The following is a 24722-nucleotide window of genomic DNA, read 5'->3' as shown; positions in this document are numbered from 1 at the left end:
CGGAACGGAGGGCCGGCACTACTTCCAGTACGCCTGTGACTTGATGCGATCCTTCGCGAAGCCGTGGACGGTTTTGAAGGTCTTGACGATCGAGCGCGTGGTTCGGCCGTCGCACGCGATCCAGGCGAATGCGTCTGATGCTGGTGTGAGAGCTTCTGCTTGCTCGCACAGAAGACGACCGTCGTCGACGCGCTGGAGCCAGGTCACTTCGGTGTTGGGTCCTGCGTGGACGGGGAGGGTCGGGTCGGATTCGTACTGCCATTCGAGCCATACCTTCGCCGGAGTGTCGCCGAGGGTGTCGAGGATGGTGTTGATCGCCGGGAGCGATGCGGTGTCGCCGAACAGAAAGAACTCGGACGGCGCAGGCTCGGGGATCTCGAAGCTGGAACCGTTGTTTCCGCGCATCAGGGTGGCTTCGAGGACGTCACCGGCTTCGGCGGTTTCGGCCCACTTCGACGCGGGGCCGTAATGGACGGCGAATTCGATGACGAATGTGTCCGTTGCGGGGTCCTGCTGCGTCAGCGTGTACCCACGCTGGCGTTCCTTGCCGGTGCCGTCGTCGATCCACAGGCGGACCCATTGCGTCGGGTGGACCGGGTGGTTCTTCAGCAATCCGCCACCGTCGAAGCCGACGCGAACGTACTTGTCGGTGACGTGTTCCCTGGACGTGACGGTCAACTTGTAGTCGTCCGTCTTGTACGCCTTCATGATGATGCCTTCAACGCCTCTGCTCATGAGGGCAGGGTACCCTAATCAACCGAGTGGTTTGTTGTGTAGATCGACGCGAGACAGTGACACAAAAAACTCCCCACCTACGTGATGCAGATGGGGAGTTTTGGCGGTGGCGGAGGGATTTGAACCCTCGGACGGGGGTTACCCGTCACACGCTTTCGAGGCGTGCTCCTTAGGCCGCTCGGACACGCCACCGCGAAGAACAATACCGCAGTAGCGGCCTGAGGCTAAATCGCCTGGTCAAGCGGCAGGATCAGTGTCCGGTGAGCTTGTCCTTGATGTTGGAGGCTGCGTCCTTGACCTTCTCGGCGCCGTCCTTGACTGCAGACGAGAGCTGGTCGCCCTTGCCTTCCTGGCGGAGCTCTTCGTTGCCGGTGGCTGCGCCGGTGGCTTCCTTGGCCTTGCCGCCCAGATCCTCGGCCTTGTTACCGATCTTGTCGTCGAGTCCCATTTTTGCCTCCTGAGGATGCGTAATTCAGAACGCGTGTTCCGCGTTCCCCGACCACGGCTTACCCACAGGTAGAGGCAGCAAACATGAGAGTTTCATAAGCGTCTGGCGTCGAAGAATCGGCGTAGGACGTCGCCACATTCGTTCTCCAGAATGCCGCCGCGGACTTCGGGGCGGTGGGCCAGCCGCTGATCCCGCACGACGTCCCACAACGACCCGACGGCGCCCGTCTTCGGTTCCCAGGCACCGAACACGACGCGTGAGACCCGTGCGAGTATCAGAGCGCCCGCACACATCGTGCATGGTTCGAGGGTGACGGCCAGCGTGCAGCCTTCGAGTCGCCACCCGTCGCCGTGGCGTGACGCCGCGGCGCGGAGCGCGAGAACTTCAGCGTGGGCCGTTGGATCCCCGGTCGCTTCACGGGCGTTGGCCGCACGGGCCAGTTCTCGCCCGTCGGCGTCGTACACGACGGCACCGACGGGGACGTCGAGATCGGACGCTCCCTGCGCAGCGGTCAACGCCGCGCGAACGAGGTCCTCGTCGGTCACCGAGGCAGCTTGTCCAGCACGGCGGACAGCTCGTCGGCGAATCCAAGACGGCCTGCGATGGAGCCGAGCTGCTCGTCCGGGTAGAGGTCGGTCTCGGCGACGATGATGCCCATGACCGCCTCCGGCAGGCCCAGATCAGCCAACAGGCCCATGTCTCCCTCGGGCCACGGTTCGATGTCGTCGAGTTCGTCCGGGTCGAAATCGGGAATCTCTACGTTGAGTTCGTCGAGAACGTCGGCGGCGATGTCGTACTCGCCTGCAAGACTGGCGTCGGACAGAAGAAGTCGGGTACCCGACGGCGCGGGCCGTAGCACCACGAAGCATTCGTCGTCGACGTCGAGGAGCCCGAAGACCGCCCCGGAGCTACGCATCTCGCGCAGTTCGGTCTCTGCTGTCGACAGGGAGGACAACGCAGCCGTGGTCAACGGGGTCACGCGCCACTTGCCGTCCTCGCGGACGACGGCAACGCCGAACCCTTCGAGGTCGTCGAAGGTCTCCTTGCTCGGACCGTCGAACTTCTTCGCCTTGGCGGAGTTGTTACTCCCGCGCTGTGCAGCCATGCGCGCAACGGTAGTCGCCTTACCGCCTCGAAATGAAGTCCACCGTGTCCACCTGTGAAACTAGGTGCCGTGACCAACACTGATGTCTGTGTGCTCGGGCTCGGGCTGATCGGCGGATCGGTTCTGCAGGCTGCTGTTCGCGCCGGACGAACCGCATGGGGATACAACCGTTCCGCCGACGCCATCGCCGGCTCGGCCGAGGCCGGGTTCGACACCGGCACCGACTTGACGGCTGCACTCACCCGGGCGGCGGAGACCGGGGCATTGATCGTCGTCGGTGTTCCGATGCCCGCCGTCGACGGCATTCTGGCTGCCGTCGCCGAGCACGCCCCGAACAATCCGATCACCGATGTCGTCAGCGTCAAGGCCGAGGTCGCGGCGGCCGTCGCGCGGCACGGGTTGTCGGCGCGTTACGTGGGCGGACACCCGATGGCAGGAACGAATCGGTCCGGCTGGTCCGCGGCCGATCCCGACCTCTTCCAGGACGCGGTGTGGGTCGTCGGCGTCGACGACGGGGCCGATCCCGAGGTGTGGCGTCAGGTCGCGTCGTTGGCCGTGGACTGCGGATCCGTCGTGATCCCGGTCGAGAGCGCCGAACACGATCGCGCCGTCGCACGCATCTCGCACCTGCCTCACCTACTGGCCGAGGCACTGGCCCAGGTCGGCGCCGCGAACCCTCTCGCGCTGGGGCTGGCCGCCGGCTCGTTCCGAGACGGGACGCGCGTGGCGTCGTCGGCGCCCGATCTGGTTCGGGCCATGTGCGAAGGCAACGCCGTCGCCCTCACCGACGCGCTCGATGCCGCTCTGGACCTGCTGACTGCGGCGCGCAGCGAACTTGTCGACGAAGGGTCGACCCGCACATTGGTCACCGCCGGCCATGCCGCGCGAGGACAGTACGAGCAGCACGAACGTTTCGACATCACCGGCGTCGAGCCGGGCGACAACGACTGGATCGAGAAATTCCGGTCCGCCGGCCGCCGAGGCGGCGTCGTGCGTCAGATCCGCTCGGCGAGCCCCGGGTAGTCGAGAACGAAGCCATCGGCGTCCACCGTCACCGACGAGGTGGACACCGGCGAGAGCACGTGAATGCCGTCGGCGCCGCTGCTGTAGGTCAAGCCTGCTTCCTGGATGCTCAGGTCCAGAAGATTGACGTACACGACCGGAACGACGACGTCCGAGGAATCGGTGTGCAGACCGAGCCTGCGGATCGGCAGGGTGTTGAAGAACGGGCTCAGGACCACGTCGACGTCGAGCGCACCGTTGTAGGTGGAACGCTGCGACGCGTGGGACCCCTCGATCATCCAGTAGCCCTCGTTGTCGCGGCTCACCGATGCTTGCTTCTCGCCGCCGGCGACCGCGGTGCGCAGGGATAGCCTGCGGGTGATGCCGTTCTCGTCGGTCACCAGGTCGTACGACGCACTGAACGCGGGATGTTCGTCGCAGGCGCCGCCGATGATGCGGCCCGACGCCTTGATTCGGTTTCCGTTCAGCTGGACGCGGACCGACTCCATGCGGGGTACGTCGTGTGCTCGCCAGGTCAGAATTGCCGGCCAGGTCGAAGTGGTCACGGAAGGGGCGGCTTCTGCACCCGAAGTTGGAGTGGTCACCCGACTACGTTAAGCGACAGGGGGGCCATCGGAACAAGCTGTGGTGATTTTTCGTTCTCGAGGCACATTATTGTGATCGACATGACTGGAGGTGGCTTCGACTTCGCGCACTCCGAACAGGCCGCGAAATCTCGACAGGACAAGGCAACGGCGTTGGCGCGCTACGTCTGGGAACGTGACATCGACGGCAGCGAACTGCTCGCGATGACCGACGCCGCTCGACGCAAGCTCGCGAGAGCTGCGGACATCACTCCCCCGAGCACGCTCGAGACGTGGACGATGACCGCCGAACTCCTCGACCGCAAGAACGAATGGGCGTCGTCGAACCCGGACCACCCGGCGGCCTCCCCGAAGCATGCCGACGAGAAGATCATGTGGGTCAAGCCGCCCATCGCACCGTGGTGACGACGCTCAGGACGACGCCGCCGCGAGCTCGTGCAGGTCGGCGAATCGCCCCTTCTCCTCGATGAGATCCGAGGGCGAACCGTCCTCGACGATCCGGCCGCTCTCCATCACCAACACCCTGTCGGCAATGGCGACGGTGGAAAGCCGGTGCGCGATGATCAGCGCCGTGCGGCCCTGCAGAATCGTCTCCAGCGCGCGCTGGACCAGCCGCTCGCTGGGGATGTCGAGGCTGGAGGTGGCCTCGTCGAGCACGATCACCGCGGGCGCCGCCAGGAACACCCGCGCGAACGCGACGAGTTGACGTTGGCCGGAGGAAAGCCGTCCGCCGCGTTTGCGGACATCGGTGTCGATCCCGTCCGGCAGCGTCGAAATGAACTCGGTGAGTCCAACAGCGTCTGCGGCGGCCGCCACCTCTAGATCCGTCGCCGACGGTTTGCCGAGGCGGATGTTGTCCGCGACCGATCCGGAGAACAGGAACGACTCCTGCGTGACCATCACGATGTGTCGACGCATGTTCTCGTCACCCAGTTCTCGGAGGTCGACACCGTCGAGACGCACTGTTCCCTGCGTCGGGTCGTAGAACCGCGCGAGCAGCTTGGCGAGGGTGGACTTTCCGGCGCCGGTGGCACCGACCATCGCCACGACCTGCCCGGCCGGGATGTGCAGCGAGAATTCCGGTAGCACGACGCGGTCCCTGGTGTACGCGAAGTGGACCGCGTCGAAGTCGATGTCGCCTCGCGCAGTATCCAATTCCACCGGAGCCGTCGGCGCTTCCACCGACGGCTCTTCTTCCAGCACACCCGAGATCTTCTCCAGCGCCGCAGCGGCCGACTGGTAGGCGTTGAAGACCATGGCGAGTTCGTCGAGCGGACCGTAGAACCGACGCAGATACAGCACGTACGCGGCGAGCACTCCGATGTCCAAGTGCCCGTTGATCACTCGGTAGCTGCCGAACACGAGGATGATCGCGAGAGTGACGTTTCCGATCCATCGGACGGCGCCGGTGTAGGTGGCCATGCCCCGCAGAGCAACCGTCGTCGCGTCGCGATATTCGGTGTCCTCGGTCTTCAGAATCGTGCTGTTTCTTCTCTCGCGCCGGAAAACCTGGACCGCGCGAATACCGCCCATCGACTCGACGAAGTGGACGACGACCTTCGCGATCGCCACTCGCGTGCGCCGGTAACCGGTGCGTTGCCTACGCTGCGACCAGCGGGTGATCAGCACCAGCGGCACGAAGCCCGCGAGCACCACCAATGCAAGCGGAACATCGAGGTACACCAGGATGATCGCGATACTGACGATGGACAGCACCGCGGACAAGGCGTCGTTCAGGGCACTTTCGAGCAGCGTCTGCAGCGACTCGACGTCGCTCGTCAGCCGTGAGATGAGCTTGCCCGACGTGTACCGCTCGTGGAAGGACAAGCTCAACCGTTGAGCATGATCGAACACACGGCGGCGGAGGTCGAACAGAATCGCCTGGCTCAGCCGCCCGGACACCATCAGGAACGTGTACGTGGTGACTGTTCCGAGGATGCCGAATGCGATGTACCCGAACACAGTCCACGCCAGCGGCGCCCACCTGCCCTCGATCGCAGCCGACACTCCGTTGTCCAACGCGTACGCGATGAACAACGGACCGGCCACGAACGCGATGTTGTCGACGACGATGATCGCGAGCGCCAGCAACGCCTGCTTCCGGTACGGCCTCACGAGCGACGCCAGTAACCGCCTCGATCGGCCGGCGAGAATCGAATTGCCGGTGCGGTCGATGTCGGATTCCTCGTTGGCGACTCCGCGCCAACTGACGGTGTCGTCGCGCGGGCTCTGATCGTTCTCGTTCTCGTCAGTCATCGAGAGACCCCATTACGTGGCGGTACCGCGCCGACGTCGCCAACAGGCGCTCGTGCGTACCCTGCTCCACGATTGTTCCGTTCTCCAGGTAGAGCACTCGGTCTGCGAGTGCGGCAGTAGACGGCCTGTGCGCGACGAGCAGAGTCGTCGAGTGCGTCAGTACGCGTCGTAGATCCTGTTGCACGAGTGCCTCGGTGCCCACGTCCAGCGCGGACAGCGGGTCGTCGAGCACCAGGATCCGCGGCTTGCCGAGTACCGCTCTCGCCAGCGCGAGTCGCTGACGCTGCCCGCCGGACAGGCTCATTCCCTGCTCGCCGATCCGGGTGTCGAGCCCCCACGGCAATGCCTCGACGAATTCCCGCGCGTGCGCGACGCCGAGAGCCTCGTCGACGTCGGAGTCCGTCGCATCGGGTCGACCCAACGCAACGTTCTCGCGGACGCTCGCCGAGAACAGCACCGGGTCCTCGAACGCAACCGACACCACGGCCCGAAGATCCGCGAGCGACAAGGTTCTGATGTCGATTCCGTCGACGGTGATGGAACCCGAGGTGACGTCGAACAACCGGGGAACCAGATTGGTCAGCGCGGTCTTGCCGCTACCGGTGACGCCGACGAGAGCGACCGTCTCACCCGGGTCGATCCGGAAATCGACGTCGGTGAGCAGCGACGATTCCGCGTCCGGGAACGTGAATCCGACGCCCCGGAATTCGAGGACTCCGCGTGCGTCCTGCGGGAGAGCAACTGGGTCGACGGGTTCGGTGATGGTCTCCGCCGTGTCCATGATCTCCCAGTACCGGTCCGCCGCCGTTCGAGCGTTGTTCAGCTCGGCCAGCAGGAATCCGAATGCCTCGATCGGCCAGAGCAGGAACGCGACGATGGCCATGGCTGCGACGAGCATGCCCGCCGTCATCGTCCCTTGGACGATCGAATACGCGCCGAACGCCAACATCGCGCCGATCCCGAGCGGCGGGATCCCGACTATCAAGGACCACAGAATGGCAAGGTAGCGAACCTTTTTCATCTCCGTCCCACGCAGCGTCGCGGCCTCTCGCAGGAAGCGACGCCCGAGGTGGGCGCTGCGGCCGAACGCCTTCAGCACCCGGATGCCCTGAATGGATTCCTCGACTGTGGTGGTCACATCACCTGCCTGGTCCTGCGCATCACGGGCAACTACCCGGTACAGCGTCTCGAACCTGGTACAGATCACGACCAACGGCACGGACGTGATCAACATGATCAGACCGAGCTGCCAGGACTGAACGAACAGGACTCCGAGGCCGACCACCAACGTGACGCTGTTGATGATGATGAACGGCCCGACGAACGCCACGAAGCGTCGCAGCGAGGACAGGTCGGCAATAGCCCGAGAGAGCAGCTGACCCGATTCCCAGCCCTCGTGAGCGGACACCGACAATCTCTGCAGCTTGTCGAAAACCGTTGCTCTGGCCGATATCTCGAACTGGCTCGACGGCGCGGACACCAAGTAGCGCCGAATCCATATACCGACCGCATCGATCGTGCCCAGCAGCAGGACCAACGCCGCCGGCCACCACACACCGGCGAAGTCGCCGTCGGCGATGGGGCCGTCGATGACCCCCTGCAACACCAGCGGAATCACCAAACCCGTCAGCGTGGCGACGATGGACGCAGCGATCGACCCGATGAAATACCACTTGTACGGGGCCAGAAACGGTAGAAACCTCGCCAGCGAACTGGGTGCGTCCTGCTGAAGGTTCGGCACTGCAGCCGTCGTCTCCTGCGTTTCCAGTACACCCGTCGACACGTTTGCTCTCCTGACTCGGCCTCGCATGAATGGTTTCATCGCGACAGCACTTCGACCAACCGATTTTTCAACTGCCGAATTCCATCGTCGAACCTGAACCAACGTTCAGGTCAAGCGCCACTCGGCCCTGCTACCGTGCGCCTGCGAAAACCTGTCGTACTTCTCGAGTAACGTTCTCCACGAGTTTCGGTTACGGGAGAGAAGGGTGCGCGTGGGTTCGCGATCGATGGTCGGGCTGTTCGCCGGGATCGGCGGGCTCGAGTTGGGGCTCTCGGAGCAGGGCTGGTCGACGGAATTGCTGTGCGAAATCGACCCCGGCGCCGGCGCAGTTCTCGGTGCTCACTTTCCCGACGTGCCGCTTCACCGCGACGTCACCAAGCTCCGAGCGCTGCCGTCGGGTACCGAGCTCGTCGCAGCCGGGTTTCCGTGCCAGGACCTGTCGCAGGCGGGTCGTACGGCGGGCATCACCGGGGAACGCTCCGGGCTCGTCGACGAGGTCTTCCGCTTGGTCAAGCGCCGCAACGGGCCTCGGTGGTTGTTGATCGAGAACGTTCCGTTCATGCTGCAACTCGGCCGCGGTGCCGCGATGCGTCACATCACCGACGCTCTGTCGGATCTCGGCTACATGTGGGCCTACCGTGTCGTCGACGCCAGGTCGTTCGGTCTCCCGCAACGCCGTCAGCGCGTCCTCATGCTCGCGTCCCGTACCGAGGACCCACGCGAAATCCTGTTCGCGCAGGACGAAGGTCCCCTTCCCGACGGTGACCCGTCGGAGCAGCCGTGCGGTTTCTACTGGACCGAGGGCACCCGCGGGCTCGGCTGGGCAGTCAACGCTGTTCCGACACTCAAGGGCGGCTCGTCCCTCGGTATCGCCAGTCCCCCGGCTGTTCGGTTGCCGTCGGGCGAGATCGTCACGCCGGGGATCGTCGGCGCGGAGCGACTGCAGGGGTTCGACCCGGACTGGACTGCACCGGCACTCGGTCTGCCGGGCGTCAGGGCCGGGCATCGATGGAAGCTCGTCGGCAACGCGGTGAGTGTCCGGATGGCGTCGTGGGTCGCCGCGCAGATCGAGCGCCCGCAGGTCCACGACGACTCCGACGACGTTCAGATCCTCCCCGGTCAAGCCTGGCCTGCCGCTGCGTGGGGGGCGAAGGGCTCGGCGTACCGCGTGCACCGCTCGACGTGGCCGGTGCACGAGCCCTACGAGAACCTCAGTGACTTTCTCGACGATTCCCAGCTGCTCTCGGCTCGGGCGACGGCCGGATTCCTCAAGCGCGCTCGCATGGGCAATCTTCGGTTCCAACCGGGATTTCTCGACGATGTCGAGTCCCACCTCGACCGTATGGGCGGGCACCCCAGCCCGGCGTCTCGTGCAGTCCCGGCCGCATGAGCGAGCATCTGTTTCCCGATCCACCGGCACTGGCCCGGCCGCTCGCCCTCGCCGGCGACAAGCCCGCACCGGACGCCGATCGCAGTGACAAGAAGAACTACGCGCAGCGGCTCTCGAACCACCTGGCACAAACCGTCGCCGACGCCCTGCGCCCGCACTATCCCAACATTACTCCCGACGCGATGGGCGTCGGTCAGGAAGCGCAGGTCGACGTCGCGAAAGGCCGCAAAAGGCTGGATGTGAAAGCACTCGACCCCACGCTGGGACTGATTCTGTGCGTCTCCATCAAGACCTACAGCTTCCGGGACTTCAGCCCGCGGACCGGCAAGTTCGGCCGCTGGACCAAGAACATCGTCCGCAACGATCACGAGCTGCGCGGTGAGGCCATGGTCCTACACCAGCGTCAGCCGTACAGCGTGCTGATCGCAGTGATGTTCGAGCCCTTCGCCACCTGCGACGACGGTGACGCCTCCAAGGCCAGCGACATCGGCAAGTCCTCCTTCGCGCACCACGTCACGACGCTGTCCAAGCGGTCGGGTCGCGGCAAACGCGCTGTCGTCGGCGGCACCGGCAAGATGTGGGTCGACCTCGGTGCCGAGGACACTCGGTACGACCTGTTCGAAAAAGTCTTCATCGGCCTCTACGACCCGGACGGTGAAGTCCGGTTCTTCGACGTCGACGAATCCCCTCCTCGCAACGGCAGGCCGTCGGACACTCAGACCTTGTCCTTCGACGACTTCGTCTCCGTCGTCCACGGCGAAGTCGAGCGCCGCAACAAATTCGCGCCCACCTGGTCCGAGCCCGAGGACAGCGAAGACGGCTAGGGGACCGGCGAGCTAGTTTGGAGTCGTGGGGAGACCGGTGACCGATGCCGCTACCAGTGCGCGGCTGAGCAAGCAGCGGCGACGCGACACCAAGCCTGAGGTAGCGCTGCGCAGGGAGTTGCACCGGCTCGGCCTGCGATATTTCGTCGACCGTGCCCCGCTGAAGGGTATGAGGCGTCGGGCCGACATCGTTTTTCCTCGCCGAAAGGTCGCCGTCTACGTCGATGGCTGCTTCTGGCACAGCTGCCCTGTGCACGCGACGAAACCACGCAACAACGCCCAATGGTGGGCGGACAAACTCGCCGCCAACGTCGCCCGTGACCGCGACACCGACGACCGCCTTCAGACCGAAGGGTGGACCGTCGTCCGAATCTGGGAGCACGAACCCGTCAGCGACGCCGCAGCACTCGTCCTGCACGCCCTCGAATCCTCGCCCTCTTCGGGAGCGAACGTCGCGTTCGGTCAGTCTGACTGACCGAACGCGACGTTCGCTCCGGGAAAAGGTGCACCCACCACAACGGGTGAGCCTGGAACTACTGTCGATCGAGTGGAACGACGAAGGATCGCTGCGCTGACGGTGTTACTGGTGCTGGCGGGGGTGTTGTATTCGGCGTGGGTGGCGGAGTTCTTTCTCGATACGGGCTTGGACCCTGCGCATTCGTTTCTCAGTGAACTCGATGCGGCTGATCAGCCGTATCGACATTTCTTCAGCACGGCGGATCTGGTTACCGGGGTTCTGCTGATCGTGGCGGGTGCGGCGGGGTTGACGTTGCCGCGTCGTCGGTTGACGAATGTCGGGTGGAGTGCGCTGGTCGTTTTCGGTGCAGCGACGATTGCCGATTCACAGTTGCCGATCGAGTGTGTTGCGGAGAACGATCCGTCCTGCCCGGTGGAACCGAGTGGATTGTTTCCTCAGTTGCATCACATCCACGCGTTGACGAGCACCGTTGCAGTGTTCGCGGTGTTCACTGCCATGGTTGCGTTCACTGTTGCAGCGTTCCGGTACCGCACTCTTCCGCTGCTGCGCACGGTTGGACTCGTCTTGCTGATCGTGACGTCGCTCGCGACAGCGTGGTTGATGATCGCCGACAATCTTCCGGGCTCGTACGGCCTCGGTATCGCCCAGCGGCTGCAGGTAACCGGTATGTCGCTCTACCTGGTTGCGCTCGGTTTCGCACTCCGCGCGAAGCTCCGGGGCGTCGAAACCTAGAATCGGGCCATGTCGTTCACCGCAACCGCACTCGAGGGTACGAAATCCGAGCAGTACGCACAGCTGACGCAGCAGGCGCGCGCACTGGTCGACGGCGAGTCGAATCGGATTGCCAACGCCGCCAACATTTCAGCCCTGGTTTTCAACTCCATCCCGGATGTCAATTGGGTCGGGTTCTACCTGTTCGACGGCACCGAACTGGTCGTCGGACCGTTCCAGGGTCTGCCTGCGTGTGTGCGCATCGCGCTCGGCAAGGGAGTGTGCGGTACTGCGGCGTCCTCGCGGGAGACCCAGCGTGTCGAGGATGTCCACGCTTTCCCCGGTCACATCGCGTGCGACGGTGCCACCCGATCCGAACTGGTGGTGCCGCTGTACGACGGGGACACACTCGTCGGAGTGTTCGACCTGGACAGTCCCCTGCTCGCCCGCTTCGACGCCGACGACCAGGCCGGTCTCGAACAGATCGCCGCGGTCTTCGTCGGATCCCTCGCCTGACCGGGCGTGGTGTGACAATCGCGCCTCTGACAGGCGGGATCCCGCCTGTGGAATGCGCAACTGTTACGCCACACCCAATCGCTACACCCAATCGCTACGCCCGAACAGCGTCCGCGGCCGCTTCGAAGAACCACGCAATGACCAGCGCACCCGGGTCTACGACGCCTCGGGCGGCGTCACCCACGTAGGACGCTCGCCCCCTGTTGGCGGTGAAGTCCTCGGTCGACTGCGCGCCATCGGCCGCCGCGCGAGCTGCGTCGGTCAGACCGGCGCGCAATTCCGTCGCATTGTCGAGGGCGTCGACTGCGGGGGCAATGGCATCGACCATCGTCTTGTCGCCGACACGGGCGCCCCCGAGTTCGGTGATTCTCTCCAGTCCGCTGCGTGCGGCGGTGGTGATCGCGGCGAGGTCTTCCGCGTGCAGTGCCAGGTAGAACTGACGGAACCAGATACCGAACAGCGCTCCGGAGGTACCGCCCGCATGGCCGAGGTAAGCAGCGGACACGGCTTCGAAGATTGTCTGCGCAGAATAGGTTTCGCGGATCTGCGCCAGATCCACCTGTTCGAGCGCGGACACCATGTTGGTCCCGAAGTCTCCGTCACCCGCGCGGCGGTCGAGATCGGTCAGTGCGGGTTCTTCGGTGAGCACTCGCTGCACCCAGGACGCCATCCAGTCCGACACCCACTCGCTTCGCGGCGAATCGTTTTCGCTCGGGGTGAAGGTCGGGCCGAATCCCGTTCGCTCCCCCAGCACTGTGTTCTGCACCGGAGTGGGCCATGCCGGGGCGTCGGTCGGGGCGTCGAAAAGTTCGAGAACGGAGTCGTCGACGCGGACGAGTGTGATCGATGCGCCGGCCATGTTCAAGGCGGTGACCAGGCTACCGACGAGTGGACGCGCCACCTTGATTCCTTTGTCGGACAGGTACTCCGCCAGTTCGCCGTAGAGAAGGTGCAGCTCCATCGGGTGGGTTGCCCCGAGCCCGTTGACGAAGGCGATGACGGATTCGCCGCGTTCCAAGCCCAACGAATCGATCACCGGTTGCGTCAAGGCAGCAACGATGTCCTGAGCCGGCATGTCGGGTACGCGTGAGGTGCCCCGTTCGCCGTGGATTCCGATGCCGAGTTCGATTTCGCCGTCGGGCAGGTCGAAGGAGGGTTCGTTCGAGCCGGGCGCTGTGCACGCCCGAAGCGCCACCGCCATGCTTCGTGAATTGGCCGCGACTCGGCGTCCGAGTGCCACGACGTCAGCGAGGGCGTCTCCGCGTTCCGCCGCCGCGCCGCAGATCTTCTCCACGATCACCGTCGCTGCGGTTCCGCGTCTGCCCGGACCGTCGCCATCGGCCCTCTCGGTCGCGACATCGTCGTCGATCAGTACGTAGTCGGATTCGATGTCGTCCTCGCGCAACAGCTCTCGGGCGATCGAGAAGTTCATGACGTCGCCGGTGTAGTTCTTGACGATGTGCACCACGCCGCCTCCGACGCTCACGGCCTTCGATGCCTCGTGCACTTGGAGTGCGTTGGGTGAGGTGAACACCAAGCCGGGGCAGACACCGGTGAGCATGCCGGCTCCGATGAATCCGGCGTGCATCGGTTCGTGGCCGCTACCGCCACCGGACAGGAGGGCGACCTGTCCCGCTGCGAGTGGTTCTTCGCGGGTCAGGAAGCCTGGATCGGGATGCCAGGAGATGTCTGCGGTGGAAGCGACGAGCCCTCGGATGGCGTCGGCGACGAACGTTCGGGCGGAGTTGACGAACATTCCTCCACCCTAACGATCCGTCAGGAGACCGCGAAGGAGCGTTTCGCCAAACCGAATTGGAAACCGGTGATCTCGGTGTGCACAGGCGCTTCCGGGTCCGATGCCGCTCCGAGCGTGACGAAGAGCGGAGTGAAGTGCTCGACGGTGGGGTGCGCGTACGGCATTCCTGGCGCGCGGGTACGGAAATTCGCCAACGCATCGACGTCACCTCTGCCCAGCGCTTCGGCCGACCACTGATCGAAGTCACGTGACCAGGTCGGAACGGTGTTGGTGAAGAAGTTCTCGCGCGAGAGGAACGGCAACCCGTGGGTCATGAATCCGGAGCCGACCACGAGTACGCCTTCGGCGCGAAGCGCTTTCAGCCGTCGCCCGATGTCCAGCAGGGCGTCGGGCGAATCCGTGGGCAGGCTCAGCTGGAGGACCGGCACGTCGCCGTACGGGTACATGACCTTCAGTGGAACCCACGCACCGTGGTCGAGTCCGCGCGACGAATGCCGATGCAGGTTGGCCGAGGCCGGAATCATCGCGGCCACTCGGTCGGCCAGCGCGGTGGCGTCGGGCGTTGCGTAGGTCATCGAGAAGTACCGCTCCGCGAATCCGCCGAAGTCGTACACCAGCGGTGCGTCGATGGCGGACAGGCTCAGCGGCGCCTCTTCCCAGTGCGCGCTGACGATGAGAATGGCCCTGGGTTTCGGCATGGACTGCGACCAGGTGAAGAGCTGGTCGATCCACAGCGGGTCGTCGAACACCGGCGGTGCACCGTGGCTGATGTACAGGGCGGGCAGCGGTCCGTCGGCGGCTGTCCACAGCTTCTGGCCGCGACTCGCAGGGGCCGCGTCGGCGAAAAACGCATCGAACGCGCCGCCGGCGACCGGCGGATTCATCACAGACGTCATGGGCTTTCCTTCGACTACTTAGGTTGAAGGTTCAACCTTAGCACGACATCATGCGAGCGGCACTCCCGTGGCGTCCTCCACCTGAGTACGCGTGACGTCGGGCGCCAACTCGACGAGTGACAGTGTTCCGTCGCCCACGACGTCGAGGACTGCGAGGTCGGTGATGATGCGGTTCACGACGGCTTGCCCGGTCAGCGGGAGAGTGCAGGTGTCGACAATCTTGGGGTTGCCCTCGCGGTCGGTGTGTTCCATCACGACGATGACCCGGCGCGCACCGTGCACCAGGTCCATGGCGCCGCCCATACCCTTGACCATTTTTCCGGGCACCATCCAGTTGGCGAGATCGCCGGTGCGGGAAACCTGCATGCCCCCGAGAACGGCTGTATCGATGTGACCGCCGCGGATCATGCCGAAGGACAACGACGAATCGAAGTATGCGGCACCAGGGTTGACCGTCACGGTCTCCTTGCCCGCGTTGATGAGGTTGGCGTCGATGTTCTCCTCGGTCGGGTAGGGGCCGGTGCCGAGAATGCCGTTCTCCGAGTGCAGGACCACCTTGACTCCGTCGGTCAGGTACGCGGGAATCAAGGTGGGCAGGCCGATTCCGAGGTTGACGTATTCGCCGTCGACCATCTCTGCTGCCGCGCGTTCGGCCATCTGATTCCGTGTCCAGCTCATGCCTGTCCTCCTGCACTGACGGTGCGCTTCTCGATGCGTTTGTTCTGCGGTCCCGTGTGGACGATGCGCTGGACGAACACGCCGGGCAGATGCACTGCGCCCGGGTCGATGTCACCGGGTTCGACGAGTGTCTCCACCTGGGCGATGGTGATCTTTCCCGCCATCGCGGCGAGCGGGTTGAAGTTCATGGCCGTCTTGTCGAACACGAGATTGCCTTCGGTGTCGCCGATCTCGGCGTGCACGAGTGCGTAGTCCGCATCGATGGCCTCTTCGAGAACGTAACGCTTGTTCCCGAAGACCCTGGTTTCCTTCGGTGTCGACGCCACGGCAATACCGCCGTCCGCGTCGTAGCGCCACGGCATACCGCCGTCGGCGATGGGGGTTCCGACGCCCGCAGGTGTGAAGAATGCCGGGATACCCGTGCCTCCGGCGCGCAGCCGCTCCGCAAGAGTGCCCTGGGGAGTCAGTTCGACTTCGAGCTCACCCGCGAGGTACTGCCGCGCGAACTCCTTGTTCTCGCCGACATACGACGCAGTCACCCGGGCGATGCGCCCCTTCGACAACAGAATTCCCAGGCCGTGATCGTCGACGCCGCAGTTGTTGGAGAAGACCTCGAGCTCCGAGGCGTCCGTCTCGGCGATCGCTTCGATCAGAGCGTCCGGGATGCCGCACAAGCCGAATCCTCCGACCGCGATCCGCGCGCCTGTGCCGATGTCGGCCACGGCAGCCGCGGCCGACCGATACACCTTCCCTGCCATGGACAAACTCCTCACGTGTTCATTCAGTAAACGCACCTCCAGTAGACCCTGACGTGGTGATTCTGCATAGAAGTCGGCAAACACTGCTCGTTCAGCGAAAAACGCTGCTATTTGCGTTCACTGAGCGAACGCCCGGGTAGAGTTGCCCCTATGCAACCCAACGTCGTCGCTCGCTCGGCTGCGCTTCTCAGAGCCGCCGGCGCTGCGGAACCGACTGGGGCGTCGACCACGGAACTGGCACGCGCGACCGACCTCGCCCGACCGACTGCGCACAGGTTGCTCACCTCGCTCGCCCACGAGGGGTTTCTCGACCGCGACTCCGCCACCGGTTCGTGGACCCTCGGACCAGAGATGTACCTCCTCGGCGCTGCGGCCGCGAGCAGATACGACATCACCGACCCAGCGCGCGGCGTCGTTCATGCTCTGGCTGCGGCCAGCGGTGAGAGTGCATTCCTGTCTGCTCGGCGTGGCGACGAGACGGTCTGCCTTCTGCGCGAGGACGGTAGCTTCCCCCTGCGGTCACACGTGTTGTACGAGGGGATTCGGCTGCCGCTCGGAGTGGCGTCGGCGGGCCTGGTGATCCTGTCGCATCTACCGGATCGAGAGATCGATCAGTACCTGGCCGGCGCCGACCTGGAGCCGACGTGGGGCCCGCAACACGCGACTACCGAAATCCGGCGGCGAATCGTCGCGACACGAACGACGGGTTATGCAGTCAACCCCGCGCTGCTCGTCGAAGGCAGCTGGGGCATCGGTGCCGCGGTGTTCGACCGATCGGGAAAGCCCGCATGGGCCCTGAGTCTCACCGGAGTCGAGACCCGCTTTCGCGCGGATCGGCACCACGAACTGGGCACCCTCCTGCTGGAACATGCCCACGCACTGACCGGGCGCCTCAGGTGAGTGGACGGGCTGCGCGGTGCTGTTTCAGTAATTCGCGGTAGACGGCGGCGTTGAGTCCGTTGTGGTTGACTTCGTCGTCGGAAAGTTCGCGCCGGATTTTCGCCGGGACGCCTGCGACGAGCGAACGCGGCGGAACCTGAGTTCCTTCGAGCACCAGCGCACCGGCTGCCACCAGGCTGCCTTCGCCGATGACGGCGCCGTTCATGACGATCGCACCCATTCCGACGAGGCTGCCGTCGCCGATGGTGCATCCGTGGAGCACCGCGTTGTGTCCGACGCTGACATTCTCACCGACCGTGAGGGGAAAACCGGGGTCGACGTGCGCGGCGACGCCGTCCTGCAGGTTGCTGCCCGCGCCGATGGTGATGTCCTCGAACTCGGCGCGCAGTACCGCGCCGTACCAGATTCCCGACGTCGGGCCGACCTTCACGCGGCCTACCACGGTAGCCGTCGGTGCGATCCACGCTTCCTGGTCGATGTCCGGGCTTCCCCCGTCGAGTGCCCACAGCTGTCCTGCCATCGTCACATCCTTCTCTCGTACACCGTTGTGTCGACCACTCTGCACCATGACCATTCCCTCGGGTTCAGTCGAGCAGGCTGGGATGCCCGGTGTCGTCGACGGGGACGGGATCGGGGTCGTCGGTGTGCCCGACGACGGTCATCTGCACCAGCATCAATCGCGGCCCACCCTTCTCTCGCGGCAACAGCGCGGCGCGCGCGTCGACGACGGTCCATCCGCCGCCGATGCGCCGGAGGCGGATGCCGTCGACGGAGGTACTGGTTTCCGTGCCCGCGTACATCCCCGACGCGGCGGCGAAGATGCGTGTGACGTCGTCCGGGTGCGGAGTATCCCTGTCGTCGACGATGCCCTTCCACTGAATCTCCGGCACCGGATCGGTCAGCCACCGAATCAGCCGATTGTGCGTGACGTCCATCAGGACCAGCGCCATCTGCGGAGACACCTGACCCAACGCCGCGAACGCCGCCGTCTCGAGCCTCGGCGTCACCACCGACTCGGATTCGACGGCGTGGACCACACCTCTCCACGTCGATCCGTCGTCGACGGCAGTGAACACGATTCCGAGGCGGGAAACGCCGGGAAGGTGCGGTGTCGAGGCCAGGCCGGTCCACGTGGCCCCGTCCTCGGGAGAGGGTTGCAGGAGCGCGCCGATGGCGCCGACAGCGTCGTCGACGTCGATCTTTCGGAACACTTCGGGTGAGGTGAATCTGGTTCGGATGTCGGGGGGAAGGTCCGCGGCGATCTCGCGGAGGCAGTCCGCGTCGACGACGAACGCGCGCCGCTCGGAGTCGAAGGTCACGGCGAGCGCGTCGTCGGGTCGCTCGGGGACGGCGGAATCTGCGTCGCCGACCCACAACGCGATGCCGTGGACGGGACCTGACGGACCCACGACCGGATGCAGGACGACGCGGGTGCGTCCGTTACCGGTCGGGATCGTGACGTCGCGGGAGGTTGCGTGTTCGCGGACGACGTCGATCGACCGAGCGACCTCCGCCCAGACCTGTGCAGAGGATCGTCCGCCGACCATGGATCTGACTGCGCGCGGCAGGGACGACATCTCGCGTAGCCGTCCGCCGAGGGAGACCAGAGTCGCCCTGTCCTGATGTAGCGTCTCCACCAGCATCCATGGCTGTGCCCCCGCGTCGACGTTGCGCTGCGGCGCCGCGGCATCCGGTTTCGATTTCACACAGCCACCCTAGTGCGAACCGACTGTTCCGAATGATTTCTCCGGGGGGCTCTTGACTGGCCGAATCGTCACCGCAACCATCGCCGACGCCACCACCTGCGCCTCGGTTCTGGCCGACGCCTTCCGCCACGATCCGCTGATGGCGTCCATCTGGCCCGGCCGCGCGCGACGGCACGCGGCTCTGACCGGCTACTTCACTGCGTCACTGCGGCACTTTCACATCGCCGGAGGCGGGGTGCGGTTCGTCGAGGAGAACGGGGCAGCCGTTGCCGTCGAGGTGTGGGATCCGCCCGGTCGTCAGCACTCGTCGCTGCTGCGCACCGCGCGGGCGCTGCCGTCGCTGCTTCCGGCACTGCGGACCCGCGTCGGCGCAGCGGTACGAGTCAGGTCGACGCTCGATGCCCACCACCCTTCCGAACCGGCGTGGTATCTGGCGAATCTGGGTAGTACCCAGTCGGCTCGGGGCCGGGGTTTCGTCTCGACGCTCCTGCACGACCGGCTCGCGCGCTGCGACGTGGGCGGCGCCGACGCCTCTCTCGTCTGCACGTCGACCGACAACGTCACTTTCTACGAGAAATTCGGGTTCGAGGTCACGGGGACGTTCGCGTTGGCGTCGGGCGCTGTGATGACCTCGATGTGGCGGCGAGCAGCTGGGAGCTGACGACAGTCGGAGGACTCGTCACGCCCACGCCGGCCGACGCGAGTGTCCGCTAACCGTGCAATCCGCCGCGAGCTTCGTCGAAGATCAGCCACGTCCTCGTCGACCGAACCCCGTCGAGACTTTGCAGACCCTCCAGCACCACGTGACGGAGCGTCTCGTTGTCCGGTGTCCGAACGAGGACCAGCACGTCGAAGTCGCCACCCAGAAGACTGAAATGGTCGACGAAGGACATCGTCTTCAGCTCTGCCGCGACGCTCCGCCATGAATCCTGGCGGATCGACAGTGCAATGAACGCCGACGTGGCCAGGCCGGCCGCGGTCGGATCCACGCGAACGGTGAACTGCTCCACGACGCCTGCGCTTACCAGTCGCTCGACCCGTGTGTAGGCGTGCGCGCGTGAGATATGGACACGGTCCGCGAGGACGCGCATCGACATTCTGCTGTCGGCTGTCAGTTCACGCAGGATGCCGCGATCGACATCGTCCAATTCGACCCGTCCGCGAGCGTCTGCCATCCGTCCACCATCCTTCGATCCACCACGACGTCGATTGGACATTATGCCGAGATTTCGCCCGCCTGCCGACCATATGTCTCCGATCTGCGGCATCCCAGCGAAAGACTGAGCATCGAGGGCCACAATCACCTTACAAGTCGAGCTCGAAAGAGGTGCCCGTGACAACCCCCGTGACGTCAACACAACCGTCAACACAACCGCAGTCGACCCATCCGGCAGATGCTTCGGCTTCGTCCTATCAGCAATTCATGCCTGCCGACCATCCGGTGCAATACCTCGCTCCGGACGGTACGAGCGTCGACAGCGCCGCCAGGTATGCACGGCCGTCGAACGCGCGTCTTCTGGACATGTATCGGTCCATGGTGCACGGACGTCGGTTCGATCAGCAGGCAACCGCATTGACCAAGCAAGGCCGCCTTGCGGTGTACCCGTCCTCGCGAGGCCAGGACGCATGTCAGATCGCGGCCGCCATGTGTCTCGGCGAGCAGGACTGGATGTTCCCCACGTACCGCGACTCCATGTCTCTGGCTGCGCGCGGTGTCGACCAGGTCGAACTGTTGGGGATGCTTGCCGGTTACTGGCATTGTGGCTACGACCCGACGCAGTACCGCGTGGCGCCTCAATGCACGCCGCTGGCAACACAATTGCTGCACGCGACCGGATTCGCGTACGCCGAGGCGAAGCAGGGACGCGACACCGTCGCCCTCGCGTTCTGTGGCGACGGTGCGACCAGTGAAGGCGACTTCCACGAGGCACTCAACTTCGCTGCCGTGTTCCGGGCGCCGGTCATCTTTCTGGTGCAGAACAACGGCTTCGCGATCAGCGTTCCACTGGCACGCCAGAGCGCGGCACCGTCGTTGGCGCACAAAGGTGTCGGCTACGGCGTCGGCAGCGAGCAGGTCGACGGCAACGACCCGGTGGCGATGATGGCCGTCATGGATGCAGCCGTCGAACATGTTCGGTCCGGCAAAGGGCCCGTCGTCGTCGAGGCACACACCTACCGAATGGATGCGCACACCAACGCGGACGACGCCACTCGGTACCGCAAGGCCGACGAAGTCGAGGGATGGCTCGCTCGCGATCCGCTCACGCGATTGGATGCCTACCTCGGCGCGGCCGGGATCCTGACCGACGAGGTGCGCGAGGAGATCACTGTGTCCGCCGACGCGGATGCCGCAGCACTTCGCGCAGGTATGAACACCGATCGGGATGTCGATCCCCATGATCTGTTCGAGTTCGTCTACGCGGTGCCCACCCCGTCCTTGATCGAGCAACGCGACCAGGTGACCGCCGAAACCGCAGCAGCACAGGAGAACTGATATGCCCACGTTGACCATGGCAGGAGCTCTCAACGCAGCACTGCGTGACTCGCTCACCGAGGACGAGAAAGTCGTCGTGTTCGGCGAGGACGTTGGAACCCTCGGTGGCGTCTTCCGTGTCACCGACGGCTTGACTAGAGACTTCGGCGAGGACCGATGCTTCGACACCCCGCTCGCCGAGTCGGGCATCGTCGGCTTCGCGATCGGAATGGCGATGTCCGGCTACAAGCCCGTCGTCGAAATGCAGTTCGACGCCTTCGCCTACCCGGCCTTCGAGCAGATCGTCTCGCACGTCGCAAAACTCCGGAACCGCACTCGTGGTTCCTTGACGGCACCGATGGTGATCCGAATTCCGTTCGCGGGAGGTATCGGTGGCGTCGAACACCACTGCGATTCGTCAGAGGCCTACTACGCGCACACCCCTGGCCTGAAAGTGGTCTCGCCGTCCACCGTCGCCGACGCGTACTCGCTGATGCGCGACGCCATCGCCGATCCGGATCCGGTGATCTTCCTCGAGCCGAAGCGGCTGTACTTCTCCAAGGACGACATCGAATTGACACGGACCGAACCCATCGGCACCGCCGTGGTTCGTCGCCCGGGCACCGATGTCACCTTGCTCGCCTACGGGCCGACGGTGTCGGTGGCCATGGAGGCCGCCGAGTTCGCCGCCGAGGACGGCCGCAGCGTCGAGGTGGTCGACCTGCGTTCGCTCAATCCTTTCGACGACCAGACTGTCGCGGCATCGGTCCGCAAGACCGGCCGCTGCGTCGTCGTGCAGGAAGCACAGGCATTCGCAGGCGTCGGTGCCGAAATCGCATCCCGCGTGTCCGAGCGGTGCTTCCACCACCTGCACGCACCTGTCCTTCGTGTCAGCGGCCTCGATATCCCCTATCCTGCACCGAAATTGGAGCACTTTCACCTTCCCTCCGCCGACCGGGTGCTCGACGCGATCGACCGTCTTCAGTGGAACGACGTCCCGGATCTGAGCAAGGCGGTGTCGGTATGACTGCACAGGTGTTCATGCTCCCGGACCTCGGCGAAGGTCTCACCGACGCAGTCGTGCTCGAGTGGAAAGTGAAGCCGGGCGACACCGTGACCATTGACCAGGTCGTCGTCGAGGTCGAAACCGCGAAGGCCTCGGTCGAGGTCCCGTGCCCGTTCGAAGGCGTCATCGCCGAACTGCACGGCGCGGAAGGTGATGTGCTTGCGGTGGGAACGCCGTTGATCACCGTCAGCGGCGGCGCCGTGGCCGACGTGTCCACCGCCCACGAGCAATACCGCCAGGAGGAACGCGCAGGTTCGGGAAATGTGCTGATCGGCTACGGGACGGGCCACGGTCCGACCGGGCGCAGGCGTCGAGTGCAGCCCGCATCCCGCCCCACGGCGGCACCTCATCGGTCGGCCGGCCCGAAGGTCCTGTCCCCGATAGTCCGACAACTCGCATTGTCCGCTGGACTGGAACTCGACACCATTCCCGCCGAAGGTAGCCACGGGGTGATCACCCGCGCCGACGTCGAGCGTGCGCTCGACGTCAAGTCCGCGTCACCGGCGAGCGGCGTCACCCGCATCCCGATCACGGGCATGCGCAAGGTCATCGCCGACAAGCTCTCGCGCAGTCGGGCAGAAATTCCCGAGGCAACCGTATGGGTCGACGTCGATGCCACGGCGCTTCTGCAAGCCCGACGGGACCTCGACGCCTCCGTCGACGGAGTCAAGGTGACCCTGCTCGCAGTGCTGGCCAAGCTGACGGTGATCGCGTTGTCGAAGTACCCGGAACTCAACAGCACTGTCGATACGGCCGCGGAAGAAATTCATCGGTACGAGGACGTCCACCTCGGCATTGCCGCTCAGACCGACCGTGGACTCATCGTTCCCGTTCTGTCGCAGGCGAACCGAGCTGATCTACGCGAGCTCTCCGAGCGGCTCGCCGAGACGACGGAGATGGCACGCACGGGATCCATTCCGCCGGCACGACTGTCGGGTGGGACGTTCACGCTCAACAACTACGGTGTTTTCGGAGTCGATGGTTCCGCAGCGATCATCAACCATCCCGAAGCCGCGATCCTGGGAATCGGGCGCATCATCGATCGCCCCTGGGTCGTCGATGGGGTGGTCACAGCGCGCAAGGTCGCTCAGCTTTCGCTCGCGTTCGATCACCGCGTGTGCGACGGCGGTGTGGCGGGAGGGTTTCTTCGTACGATCGCCGACTACATCGAGAACCCCGTGGTGGCACTGGCGGGAGTGCGATGACCGACATCGTGATCCTCGGCGGCGGCTCAGGCGGTTACTCGTGTGCCATCCGCGCCGAGCAACTCGGTCTGTCCGTCGTCCTGATCGAGGAAGACAAACTCGGCGGAACGTGCCTGCACCGCGGATGCATTCCTACCAAAGCCTTACTGCACACGGCCGAGATCGCGGATGCGGTTCGCGGTGCCGGGCACGTCGGTGTGACGGCCTCTCTCGGAGGCGTCGACGCCGGTGCTGCAGTGAAGTATCAGCAGAGTGTGGTCGCAGCGTTGTACACCGGCCTGCAGGGGCTGCTGAAGCGCCCGAACATCGAGATCGTCTTCGGTAGAGGACGTCTCGTCGACAAGAACACCGTGGAGGTCGACGGGCGTCGCATCACGGGGAAGTCGGTTGTGCTCGCCACCGGTTCCTACTCACGCACCATCCCTGGCATCGAGGTCGGTGACCGCGTGATGACGAGCGAGCAGGCACTGACCCTCGATCGGGTGCCCGAATCCGTGGTCGTCCTCGGCGGCGGTGTCATCGGAATCGAATTCGCCAGCATCTGGGCGTCGTTCGGATCGAAGGTGACCGTGGTGGAGGCGCTCGATCGCATCCTTCCCGGCGAGGACGAGTGGTCCTCGAAACAAATGCTGCGCGCTCTGAGGAAGCGCGGCATGGACATTCGCGTCGGCACCAAGGTCGACGCAGTGCAGGAGACCGAGAAAGACGTGACGGTGACGCTCTCCAGCGGCGACACCATCGACGCCGACGTAGTGCTCGTCGCCGTCGGAAGGGGTCCGCGCACCGATGGGCTCGGTCTCGCCGAGATCGGCATCGCCACCGAACGGGGATTCGTCACTGTCGACGACAATCTGACGACATCGGTACCGGGCGTCTACGCCGTCGGCGACATCGTTCCCGGATACCAATTGGCACACCGTGGGTTTCAGCACGGGATGTTCGTCGCCGAGCACGTCGCCGGCATGGAACCGGCTCGAGTCGACGGCGACATCGTTCCGCGGGTGACGTACTCGCATCCCGAGGTCGCATCGGTCGGAAAGACCGAGAACGCCGCTCGCGACGAGTTCGGTACCGCAACCTCAGCGGTGTACGACCTGGGCGGCAACGGAAAGAGCCGGATCCTGGGCACCGCAGGCGGAGTCAAGGTGATTCGCGCTCGGGAGGATGGACCGGTGGTCGGCGTGCACATCGTCGGGGATCGGGCGGGCGAGCTCATCGGTGAGGCGCAACTCGCCGTGGCGTGGGAGGCACTGCCGTCGGAGGTGGGGGCGTTCGTTCATGCTCACCCCACTCAGAACGAAGCTCTCGGTGAGGCGATGATGGCATTGTCCGGCCGGCCGTTGCATGCACACAGCTGAGCAACCGACCCCACGACGGACGAACCCCACGACGGGGCCCCCGAAGCTCCTTGCTTCGGGGGCCTTCTCCGCT

General features: G+C 65.0%; 27 protein-coding genes and 1 tRNA gene. 13 read left to right on the top strand and 15 right to left on the bottom strand.

The features are described 5' to 3' along the window. Window positions 1-18: 18 nt before the first annotated feature. From CH293_RS12755 to CH293_RS12735, 5 genes are all read right to left on the bottom strand, one after another. Complete coding sequence (locus CH293_RS12755; protein WP_094720426.1) at window positions 19-735, bottom strand: siderophore-interacting protein; 717 nt, start codon at window positions 733-735, stop codon at window positions 19-21. Window positions 736-836: 101 nt separating this feature from the next. Next, window positions 837-927, bottom strand: a tRNA-Ser gene (locus CH293_RS12750). Between the two features lie 58 nt (window positions 928-985). Beyond that, window positions 986-1183: a CsbD family protein gene (locus tag CH293_RS12745; RefSeq protein WP_033190058.1), complete on the bottom strand. Its 198-nt coding sequence runs from the start codon at window positions 1181-1183 to the stop codon at window positions 986-988. A gap of 92 nt (window positions 1184-1275) precedes the next feature. Beyond that, entirely contained in the window at window positions 1276-1728 is a 453-nt protein-coding gene (locus CH293_RS12740; RefSeq protein WP_094720425.1) for a nucleoside deaminase, read from the bottom strand. Continuing rightward, window positions 1725-2288 carry a tRNA adenosine deaminase-associated protein gene (locus CH293_RS12735; RefSeq protein WP_037108100.1) on the bottom strand — a complete coding sequence of 188 codons (564 nt, stop codon included), beginning with the start codon at window positions 2286-2288 and terminating at the stop codon, window positions 1725-1727. The genes CH293_RS12740 and CH293_RS12735 overlap by 4 nt, the downstream gene beginning before the upstream one ends. Window positions 2289-2342: 54 nt before the next feature. Here CH293_RS12735 and CH293_RS12730 point away from each other — a divergent pair, with 54 nt between their 5' ends. Next, window positions 2343-3311, top strand: a complete 969-nt coding sequence (locus tag CH293_RS12730; RefSeq protein ID WP_094720424.1) for a prephenate dehydrogenase — start codon at window positions 2343-2345, stop codon at window positions 3309-3311. Here CH293_RS12730 and CH293_RS12725 read toward each other — a convergent pair. Then, complete coding sequence (locus CH293_RS12725; protein WP_241483716.1) at window positions 3284-3799, bottom strand: putative glycolipid-binding domain-containing protein; 516 nt, start codon at window positions 3797-3799, stop codon at window positions 3284-3286. The genes CH293_RS12730 and CH293_RS12725 overlap by 28 nt on opposite strands. Before the next feature lie 177 nt (window positions 3800-3976). On the opposite strand from CH293_RS12725, the gene CH293_RS12720 reads away from it, so the two are divergent. Beyond that, window positions 3977-4300, top strand: a complete 324-nt coding sequence (locus tag CH293_RS12720) for a hypothetical protein (RefSeq protein WP_037108741.1) — start codon at window positions 3977-3979, stop codon at window positions 4298-4300. Between the two features lie 6 nt (window positions 4301-4306). Here the strand turns inward: CH293_RS12720 and CH293_RS12715 are convergent, their stop codons facing one another. Both CH293_RS12715 and CH293_RS12710 read right to left on the bottom strand, forming a co-directional pair. Continuing rightward, window positions 4307-6151, bottom strand: a complete 1845-nt coding sequence (locus CH293_RS12715) for an ABC transporter ATP-binding protein (protein ID WP_037108092.1) — start codon at window positions 6149-6151, stop codon at window positions 4307-4309. After that, entirely contained in the window at window positions 6144-7934 is a 1791-nt protein-coding gene (locus tag CH293_RS12710) for an ABC transporter ATP-binding protein (RefSeq protein ID WP_037108738.1), read from the bottom strand. The genes CH293_RS12715 and CH293_RS12710 overlap by 8 nt, the downstream gene beginning before the upstream one ends. A gap of 226 nt (window positions 7935-8160) precedes the next feature. On the opposite strand from CH293_RS12710, the gene CH293_RS12705 reads away from it, so the two are divergent. From CH293_RS12705 to CH293_RS12685, 5 genes are all read left to right on the top strand, one after another. Continuing rightward, window positions 8161-9324 (top strand): DNA cytosine methyltransferase, encoded by a 1164-nt coding sequence (locus CH293_RS12705; RefSeq protein WP_176460002.1) that lies wholly within the window; start codon window positions 8161-8163, stop codon window positions 9322-9324. Beyond that, window positions 9321-10148, top strand: coding sequence for a hypothetical protein (locus CH293_RS12700; protein ID WP_037108090.1), 828 nt, complete (start codon window positions 9321-9323; stop codon window positions 10146-10148). The genes CH293_RS12705 and CH293_RS12700 overlap by 4 nt, the downstream gene beginning before the upstream one ends. A gap of 37 nt (window positions 10149-10185) precedes the next feature. Beyond that, window positions 10186-10623: a very short patch repair endonuclease gene (locus tag CH293_RS12695; RefSeq protein WP_255122836.1), complete on the top strand. Its 438-nt coding sequence runs from the start codon at window positions 10186-10188 to the stop codon at window positions 10621-10623. A 72-nt stretch (window positions 10624-10695) separates the two neighbouring features. Continuing rightward, window positions 10696-11358 carry a DUF998 domain-containing protein gene (locus tag CH293_RS12690; RefSeq protein ID WP_094720421.1) on the top strand — a complete coding sequence of 221 codons (663 nt, stop codon included), beginning with the start codon at window positions 10696-10698 and terminating at the stop codon, window positions 11356-11358. Window positions 11359-11367: 9 nt separating this feature from the next. Further along, a complete protein-coding gene (locus CH293_RS12685) occupies window positions 11368-11853 on the top strand; it encodes a GAF domain-containing protein (protein WP_094720420.1) in 486 nt (161 codons plus the stop codon). A 94-nt stretch (window positions 11854-11947) separates the two neighbouring features. Here CH293_RS12685 and CH293_RS12680 read toward each other — a convergent pair whose 3' ends face one another. Genes CH293_RS12680 through CH293_RS12665 form a run of 4 tightly spaced genes read right to left on the bottom strand, consistent with a single transcriptional unit; the run spans window position 11948 to window position 15941 of the window. Continuing rightward, window positions 11948-13609: a dihydroxyacetone kinase family protein gene (locus CH293_RS12680; protein ID WP_094720419.1), complete on the bottom strand. Its 1662-nt coding sequence runs from the start codon at window positions 13607-13609 to the stop codon at window positions 11948-11950. A gap of 20 nt (window positions 13610-13629) precedes the next feature. Next, window positions 13630-14505 (bottom strand): dioxygenase, encoded by an 876-nt coding sequence (locus tag CH293_RS12675; protein WP_094720418.1) that lies wholly within the window; start codon window positions 14503-14505, stop codon window positions 13630-13632. A gap of 48 nt (window positions 14506-14553) precedes the next feature. Beyond that, window positions 14554-15183, bottom strand: a complete 630-nt coding sequence (locus CH293_RS12670; RefSeq protein ID WP_037108075.1) for a 3-oxoacid CoA-transferase subunit B — start codon at window positions 15181-15183, stop codon at window positions 14554-14556. Next, the gene (locus CH293_RS12665; protein ID WP_176459991.1) at window positions 15180-15941 is read right to left on the bottom strand and encodes a CoA transferase subunit A; all 762 of its coding nucleotides are present in this window, start codon (window positions 15939-15941) and stop codon (window positions 15180-15182) included. The genes CH293_RS12670 and CH293_RS12665 overlap by 4 nt, the downstream gene beginning before the upstream one ends. Window positions 15942-16091: 150 nt before the next feature. Between CH293_RS12665 and CH293_RS12660 the strand changes: the two genes are divergently transcribed. Continuing rightward, window positions 16092-16841: an IclR family transcriptional regulator gene (locus tag CH293_RS12660; RefSeq protein WP_037108072.1), complete on the top strand. Its 750-nt coding sequence runs from the start codon at window positions 16092-16094 to the stop codon at window positions 16839-16841. On the opposite strand, the gene CH293_RS12655 is transcribed toward CH293_RS12660, so the two are convergent. Together CH293_RS12655 and CH293_RS12650 are read right to left on the bottom strand one after the other, a co-directional pair. Further along, window positions 16834-17361 (bottom strand): gamma carbonic anhydrase family protein, encoded by a 528-nt coding sequence (locus CH293_RS12655; protein WP_037108731.1) that lies wholly within the window; start codon window positions 17359-17361, stop codon window positions 16834-16836. The two genes, CH293_RS12660 and CH293_RS12655, sit on opposite strands and share 8 nt — an antisense overlap. Window positions 17362-17425: 64 nt before the next feature. Next, window positions 17426-18547, bottom strand: coding sequence for a GAF domain-containing protein (locus CH293_RS12650; protein ID WP_037108070.1), 1122 nt, complete (start codon window positions 18545-18547; stop codon window positions 17426-17428). A gap of 52 nt (window positions 18548-18599) precedes the next feature. Between CH293_RS12650 and CH293_RS12645 the strand changes: the two genes are divergently transcribed. After that, a complete protein-coding gene (locus CH293_RS12645) occupies window positions 18600-19208 on the top strand; it encodes a GNAT family N-acetyltransferase (RefSeq protein ID WP_037108067.1) in 609 nt (202 codons plus the stop codon). A 49-nt stretch (window positions 19209-19257) separates the two neighbouring features. Here CH293_RS12645 and CH293_RS12640 read toward each other — a convergent pair whose 3' ends face one another. Continuing rightward, entirely contained in the window at window positions 19258-19722 is a 465-nt protein-coding gene (locus CH293_RS12640) for an Lrp/AsnC family transcriptional regulator (protein ID WP_052059218.1), read from the bottom strand. Between the two features lie 248 nt (window positions 19723-19970). On the opposite strand from CH293_RS12640, the gene CH293_RS12635 reads away from it, so the two are divergent. The 4 genes from CH293_RS12635 to lpdA are packed head-to-tail and all read left to right on the top strand — an operon-like array spanning window position 19971 to window position 24649. Beyond that, a complete protein-coding gene (locus CH293_RS12635) occupies window positions 19971-21041 on the top strand; it encodes a thiamine pyrophosphate-dependent dehydrogenase E1 component subunit alpha (RefSeq protein WP_052059217.1) in 1071 nt (356 codons plus the stop codon). Window position 21042: 1 nt separating this feature from the next. Then, window positions 21043-22047 carry an alpha-ketoacid dehydrogenase subunit beta gene (locus tag CH293_RS12630; RefSeq protein WP_037108065.1) on the top strand — a complete coding sequence of 335 codons (1005 nt, stop codon included), beginning with the start codon at window positions 21043-21045 and terminating at the stop codon, window positions 22045-22047. Next, window positions 22044-23291, top strand: a complete 1248-nt coding sequence (locus tag CH293_RS12625) for a dihydrolipoamide acetyltransferase family protein (protein WP_094720417.1) — start codon at window positions 22044-22046, stop codon at window positions 23289-23291. Before CH293_RS12630 ends, CH293_RS12625 begins: the two co-directional genes overlap by 4 nt. Continuing rightward, window positions 23288-24649 (top strand): dihydrolipoyl dehydrogenase, encoded by a 1362-nt coding sequence (gene lpdA, locus CH293_RS12620; RefSeq protein WP_037108059.1) that lies wholly within the window; start codon window positions 23288-23290, stop codon window positions 24647-24649. The genes CH293_RS12625 and lpdA overlap by 4 nt, the downstream gene beginning before the upstream one ends. The last annotated feature ends 73 nt before the right edge of the window (window positions 24650-24722 follow it).

The organism is Rhodococcus sp. 14-2470-1b (genome assembly GCF_002259415.1).
In the GTDB taxonomy this organism is placed as follows: domain Bacteria; phylum Actinomycetota; class Actinomycetes; order Mycobacteriales; family Mycobacteriaceae; genus Rhodococcoides.
This window is presented reverse-complemented; position numbering and strand designations above follow the sequence as displayed.